This is a genomic window from Aurantibacter sp., assembly GCF_039941195.1.
GTDB lineage: Bacteria > Bacteroidota > Bacteroidia > Flavobacteriales > Flavobacteriaceae > Aurantibacter_A.
In genome coordinates this window covers 1-8,279 of sequence record NZ_JBDVFA010000088.1, presented here as the reverse complement: position 1 = coordinate 8,279, position 8,279 = coordinate 1, and the positions used below count along the sequence as shown (strand labels likewise).

Below are 8,279 nucleotides of genomic sequence, written 5' to 3'. Positions count from 1 at the left end.
TATAATTTCGAAGGTGTATGGTCCTACTCCATTATCTACAACACTTACTGAAATACTTCCATCATCAGCACCATTACAAGTAACATCCGTAAAAGAATCTACAGTAATTACTGGAGTAACTTCAGGTTGTAATTCTTGAGTAATTGTAGTACTACAAGTATGTCCAACCGCTTGATCAGTAATTGTAAAGGTATAGGTACCATCTTGAGTTAGACCAGTAAATATTCCAGTAGTATTACTTGGTCCAGCAGTTGCATCTGGATAAGTTACATCATAGTTAAAAGAGCCTGAACCACCAGTTTGAGTGATAGTAATTTCTCCACCAGGGGTTGTTGAACAATCAATTGTTTTAACCACAGTAGCTAAAGGAACAATAGGAGCATATAATACAACAGCTGTAGTTGTGAATGTACAGGTCCATTGATCAGTGATTTGTACTTGATAGCTACCTGCATCTAATCCTGAGAAAACAGTGGTATTTTGAGCCGTTCCAACCGGAGTAGAGTCTTTAATAAGCTGATAGGTATAATTACTACCTTGTCCACCAGACACAGTTACTACTTCAATTTCTCCTGTGAAGTTAGTACAGTTCGGTTGGTTTACTTGTAAGGCACCTGTTATAGGTGTTGGATCCACTAAAATGATTCCGTTTTGCACTTCTTGTTGGCAACCGTTTTGGTCAATCACCCAAGCTTCATAAGTACCTGGTGCAAGATTTTCAAATCTTGGTGTAGCTGAATAATCACCGGCAACAGTTGGAGCAACGGTACCTACATAATATTGGTAATTACCCCATCCACCTAGGACATCAATAATTTCAATTACGCCATCATTACCAACACAAGTAATTGGAGTTACATCGGTATTAGCAGTAATAGCAGCACTAGGTCCAGCGATGTTAAAGAATGCGTTGTTAACACAAGACGGATCAGCATCTTGGGTAATTTCCACACGATATTCACCAGCAGGGATAGCAAATGGTGTAGTTGGACCAACGTTGGCCGAAGTACCAGTTGCAGCTGCAATAATTACATCATCACCTAAGGCAGCAGTACCTTGTGAGTTATAAACTTGCCATGTAAATCCATCTGTATATGTATTCACAGGGTCGTTAATTGTAAAGCTTACCGAACCATTATCACCAAAGCAAACCACATCAACCGTAGTAGTTGAGATTTCAAAGGTGTTAGGATCTTCGATTTCGAATGTTGTTACTACATAACAACCTGTATTCGTGTTTGTAATAGTAGCGGCGTAGTTACCAATACCTAAGGCAGTAAATACATTCGTTGCTTGAGTTACGGGTCCATATGCGTTATCCGTACCAACTACAGTATAACTTAATGTAGCAGCACCAGCACTTGGAGTTAATGTAACACCGAGAGTTACTTCAGCATCATTACCTGGGTTACAGGTTATGTCTTGGGTAATAGTAGCAGTAGGGTTAGATAATTCTACATATTCTGCTATAGTAGCAGTAGTACTCCCTAGACAAGCATTATCATCATAAACATTGATAATGTATGTGCCACCAGCAATATTAGTTTCAGTATAGCTAGAGTTAGAACCATCTTGAACCACAACATCATCAGCAGTAGTAACCGTACCTTGGTCGTTAATAAACTCGTAACGTGTATAGTTATTGGAACCGCCAGTAATGGCAGATTCATCTATAGTAATGGTAGCGTTGTTGGAGTTATTACCGTTAGTACAAGCAAATTCCACTACAGTAGCATTAACATTGTCAATGATTTCTGGTTGAAGGATAACTTGTGTGATATCTACAAAACAATCGTTAGCACCAGTAGCTCTAATGGTATAGGTAATCCCAGGAGTTACAAGACCTTCTAAGTTTGTAAATGTTGCTGTTGAAGCGGTAGCGGAACTAGCTGCAATTGGGAATGTAGCGGAACTGCCAGGTCCAGATATAATTTCGAAGGTGTATGGTCCTACTCCATTATCTACAACACTTACTGAAATACTTCCATCATCAGCACCATTACAAGTAACATCCGTAAAAGAATCTACAGTAATTACTGGAGTAATTGCTGGCGGTACATCAATAGTAAATACACGATTACATTCTGGACTAGATGTATTGTCATCATAAATTGTGATTGTATAAGTCTCCGGAACAGTTGTTTGGAAAATATATGGATTACTTGGTAATGTAGCTCTTGAAACAACAGAACCTAATCCATTTGAAATTTCATAATCATAGCTACCAGATCCAAAAGTAACATCAATAGTTATTTCAGCATCCGGATTAGAAGTACAATCTAATAGTTTTGTTAATGATACATTTGCTTCTAATACAGGGTATATATCAATACTATCAGTATCAGAACAACCATTACTATCTATTATTGCAATGTTATAATTACCAGGTGTTAGATTGTTAAAAACACCACCATTATCTTCATAACTTGTACCACCATCAATTGAGTATAATATTTGTGCAGCTGTACTTGTTGCATTTATTGTTAATGATGTAGGAGAAGCACAATTGTCAACTACCATAGAATCGATAGTTGGGTTGGGTGTAAGATCTAAATTAATAGGACCTAAGTCTGTGAAACACCCAAATTGATCTGTAATAACAACATTATAGTTACCCGCTGGTGAGTTAGCAGGAATAGAAACTGGGTTATCAGATGTGTCAGTTATTGTTGTGAAAGGAGCTGGTCCTGTTACGGTATACGTAAAGGTTCCACCACCACCAGTAATATTTTCAATTGCTATTAATCCAGGAGCGTTACAAGAAATATCACTAACCTTGTTTAATGTAGCAGAAATCGGGTCTAATTCTTCTACTAATTGATTTTCACTACCTGAAACACATTCGTCTGTACCTCCAGAATTAACTTCAGTTACTACTATATAGTACTCTCCAGGAGGAAGACTTGATACTGTTATTGTATTGTTCCATGCGATATTTCCACCACTAGATTGTACAAGCGCACCAGTAGCTGAGTCATAAAATTCCCAATGCATATTTGGATGAGAAGTACCATCAGTATCAACAATAGTGTAGGTTATTTCAGCATCATTAGCTCCAGAACATGATGGTTCATAGGTAGATGAAATTTCTAATGGATTAGTAGTAATATCATTTACATTAACATTACTTTGACGTATACATCCTGTTGAATCACGAACATAAAAAACGTATGTTCTACCAGGTATTAATCCAGTCCAGGTATGAGCACCAGGTGTAGATGCAGTCCAAGTTGCAGCTCCAATTACAAAATTGGCAGGATCATCAGTATAGGTATATTCATAGTTTGGTACACCAGCGGTTCCTTGTACCGTTACTTGAAGTTCATTACATGCAACTACGACTGTAGTAATACTAATATCTAAATCGTCTAAAGGATACGGAATGGTATATCTTGGTAAATCTGTTCTACAAACTTCTACTCCGCCAACCATTGTACGCATAGTTGGGAAAACATTTGTACCAGAAATATATCCCATAAGCACGTCGCTTGTACCTGGAACACTATCGTCACCAGTCCAAGTAGAACCGCCATCTGCACTAAATTCTATTGTTGTGCCCGGAGGGTATGTATTAGGATAACTAACAAATTGAAATCCGTAATCATTAGGGTCTACGCTACCACAAGCAGCTGGAAGTATTGGAGTGACATCACCAGTTAATTCTATTGGGTTGTTAATGGTAACTGGAGTTTCTGTTACAAGACAATTGTTTGAATCTGTAACATTAATCGTATAGTTACCAGGAGCTAAATTATAATATGTAGAAGTCGAAACTAAAATATTAGTGTCTGTCTGGTCTGATGCTCCCCCATTATCCAAATCAATTATTTGAATTGTATATGGATTATCTCCAGATGTAACCTCTACCTCAATAGACCCAACACCATCATGACACAATGGGTCAGTTGGCGTTGCAGTAATGGTTAAAGGTGTAGCAGGGTTAACCGTAACAGTTTCAACATACTCACAGAAAGGTGATGTTGCTGTGTTATCTCGTACATATACATCGTATGTGCCATCGTTTCCTGTTGTAACAGCAAAAGTATTACTAGCGTTAAATAGTCCCGTTGGACTTGTGGTTGTCGGTACAAATGCATATTCATATGAACCATCACCACCAGCAGCAGTTACTTCAATTGAACCATCAGAACAAGTTGTAATATCTGTAACGGCAACAACTGCTGTCAATTGCGGATCGATAGTAATAGTTTGTTGTGCTGCGGTACAACCGAAGGCATCTCTTACATCGATGGTATAGGTACCATTAGCAAGGCTATCAAAAGTGTAGGTTGTATCAGTTGTTGGAGTTGGAGTCATCCACGGTCCAGCATTGATGCTAAATTGGAAACCACCGTTACCAGGAATAGAGGTAACATCTACTACAATTTGAGCATCATTAGCACCGGAGTAACATGCGGTTGGTGTAGCAGTAAACGTTGGGTTTACTGGAGCAACAACGGTTATAGGGGTATCAATAGGGTCAGAACAAAGATTTATATCTTGAGCTCTAACAATGTAATCACCAGCAGCTAAGTTTGTAAATGTAGTACCAGTTTGATAAGCAGTAATTACTCCACCTACACCATCCTCTAGTTGATAAGTATAAGTTGGCGTACCACCAGAAGCGCTAGCAGTAATAGTTGCACCAGTATTATTACAAGTATATTCTTCAGTAATAACGGCTGTTGTAGTAACTGGAGTTGGTTCAGTTAATATTTGATTTAAGACAACTGTACATCCAACAATTGGGTTATCTACATCACGTACAGTAATGGTATAAGCTTGAGCGCTTAGACCAGTAATTTGTTCAGCAGCCGTAAATGGTCCCACGAAGGTGGTAGCATCTAAGCTGTATTCGTAACCACCAGCACCAAAGTTGTCGGCAATTATTGTTATTGTACCACTGTTATCAGCGTTACAATCAAGGTTTTCAAAAGCAGTAATTGAGGCTTCAAAAGCGTTACCATCTTCAACAATTACGGTAGTATCAACAGTACAATCGCTTCCGTAATTAACAACAATTGTATGGTTGCCAACAGCGACATTACTAAAAGTGTTTGTTGCTTGAAAAGTGCCACCATCGATATTGTAAGTATACGAAGGGTCGTTAGGTAAGACAGTTATTTCGCCAGTTCCATCACAATTATAGGTAATAGAAGTGGTGATTGTTGGTTCTGTTGGTAATGGTGCTATAATGATATCTGCAAGTGTAATGTCACAAGAGATAGCATTTGCATCACGAACACGAATGCTGTAGGTATCGTCAGTTAAGTCGGTAAATACAGCACCTCCTGATGTGGAAGCAGTCCATGCACCACCGTTAATACTATATTGATAATCGCCAGAACCACCAGTAGTAGGCGTAATGCTACCCACGGTAATTTCACCTAATAAAAGACAGGTATAGTTTTGAGTAATTGTAGCTTCAGCAACTAATTGGTCGGGTTGAGTAACGACAACATCAACAGGTACAGAGTCACAATTGTTGTTATCACGGATTACCACAGGATATGTTCCAGCAGTTAAGTTTGTAAAGTTGCTTCCTACTTGAAAAGTAACCCCATTATCAATACTATATTGAAAAGGAGCGCTTCCACCAGAATCGACAACTATTGATATTGCGCCATCAGCAGCCCCAAAACAGGTAACAGGCGAAGGAGTTGGCGTGATAACAATCGGAGCATCTTGTACGATAGTAATAGTATAAACAGCTGTACAGAAACCGGTATTCCCATCATTATCTCTAACATGTACATCGTAATCACCAGCAGTACTAACCGCAACAGGATTAGTAGTTGCAAAGTCACCAGCAGTTGGAGTTGAAGCATTAGGCACAACTGCATACACATAGTTACCATCACCACCTGCAGCAGAAATTGTAATGTCTGTATCGGTAGCACAGGCTGTTATATTAGGAGCCGTAGCAGTTATTGTCAATTGTGGATTAATTGTAATAGTTTGTTGAACTCCAATACAACCAGAACCATCTTGCACATTTATAGTATAGGTTCCATTTGCTAACCCTGAAAAGGTATGTGTAGTAGATGTAACAGGAGATGGTGTTACCCAAGGATTTCCATTTATGCTAAAAGTATAATCATCGTTACCACTTGTTACATCAACCTGAATACTAGCATCATTTGCACCAGAATAGCACGCAGTTGGGGTTATCGTGAACTCAACTGTATTTGTTGGGTCAATAGTAAGTTGAGTGTTTATTGGGTCGGAACAACTGTTGGCATCGGTTGCTTGAACTATATAATCACCAGCAGCAAGTCCAGTAAAAACAGTATTTGAACCGTTGGATGCATAGTCGTAACCTGCAATTGGATTGCCTGATGTGTCTTCCAATTGATAGGTATAGGTTGGTGTTCCACCGGAAGCGCTTGCTGTAATCGTTGCACCTCCATTCGTACAAGTTAGAGGTGTTGTAATCGTTGCTCCAGTAACTAATACAGCTGGTTCGTTAATAGTTGGGTTAAGTGTAACTGAACAACTAGTATCATCAACTTTTCTAATTACAATTGTATGAGCTCCTGCAGTTAGAGGAACTGAAGTAGTTACAGGTGATGAAGTTGATGTAATAAATGATCCTCCGTCAATGGAATATTCAAATCCAGCTGATGCATCAAAATTTTCAGTTTCAAAGGTAATAGTAGCGTCATCTTCACCATTACAACTTACATCAGATATAGCAGTAATGTTAGCTTCAAAAGTTCTTCCAGCTTCCACTACAACAGGAAGTTCTACAAAACGTGGACAAACTTCAGGAGATTGAAAAACACTAATATCATCAATGGCAACATCATTACCATTAATCTCACTTTCATTAGTTGTAATAACTAAATCTAAAGTAGTATTGGTACCAGGGTCTAATGAAAGTACATATTCGTTCCAGATATTATTTTCTGGAACTATACCAGTATTTGCAGAAGCCACAACTGTAGTTGTGTTTGGAAGGCGTAATTCGATTGTTAAATCTGGAGCTACTCTATTACCGTTTCTAATTAAGTTAATCAACCATAAAGAAACACTTATTGGTTGATTAGCAATAATATCATTTATGGGTTTCTGGTAAATAACTTGACCTGGAGTTGGCGCTCCAATATTGATTACTAAATAACGACCATCGGTATTTCTTGTACCAGTAGTGTGATCAATTGGGTTTAACCAAGACCCAAAAGGACGTGCAATAGAATCAGTAACTGCATATTCATAATCATTAATGAATCGACCGTTATCAATTGGTGCCCCGCTAGGAGACGTATCGTCTACCTGGTTTTCATAAAAGTAACCCGTAGTATTTGGGTTTGGTATTGTTTCACCGTATCCAAAATCTTCACTTAATAAGAGACTTGGCGTAGGAGGTGTTTGTGATACATAATTTGTTCGAACAGTATATGTTCCTGGGGCAACATTGTCCCAAACATTACTTGTTGGAGGGGTATTTAATACACCATCAAGTTCATAGGTATAGTCATAAGTTGTAACATCGGGAGTTGCTGTGATAACACCACTTCCATTACAATTGTAATTTACCTCAGGTGTTAAGGTAACTACTGGAGGAGTAGGCGCGTCTTCCACCGTAACTGTCATTGGAAAATCACAAGAAGCATCTCTTACAACTACAGTATAAGTTCCAGCAGGAAGCGTTGCCGTTGTTGATGCTCCAAAAGTTGCACCTCCATCAAAACTATAGGAGTATGGAGCTGTTCCTCCAACAACATTGGTTATTCTTACCTCTGCACCTGTAGGGTCACATGAGGCGTCCCTAGAGACACCTGCAGAAGCACTTAAAGGAAATGGTTCAGAAAGGTCATGAAAATCTGTAACATCGCAGCCAGAACTATCTAATACACGAATATTATATGGTCCAGCACTTAAGTTTACAAAGTTTGGTGTACTCTGATAAGTTGCTCCATTATCAATACTGTATTGAAACGGTCCTACCCCGTTTGATATATTTATGGTAATAGCACCATCATTTGTTCCGGAACAAGAAGGTTGCGTTTCAGTTATTGAATCAATGGAAAGTACGCCTAAATCTTGAATGGTAACTTCATTAGAAAAAGCAAAACAGTTATTAGCATCAACTACAACAAAGACGTAATCTCCTGCTTCCCCTGGGAAATATTCCTCTATATCATCATCATCGGTATCTCTCCAACCAAAAGTAAAAGTTTCTTCTACTTGATAAGCACCACCAGGAATACTACTAACATCAGTATATAGTTGAGTGCCGTCCTTACTCCAAATGGCATAGTTGAAATCAGGGTTTC

The 8,279-nt window shown here is 38.6% G+C and carries 1 protein-coding gene; it reads right to left on the bottom strand.

Annotated features, from left to right (window positions below; translation table 11 throughout):
* A partial coding sequence (locus ABJF52_RS14960) for a SprB repeat-containing protein (protein WP_348151949.1) occupies nt 1-8,279 on the bottom strand: 8,279 nt, incomplete at both ends.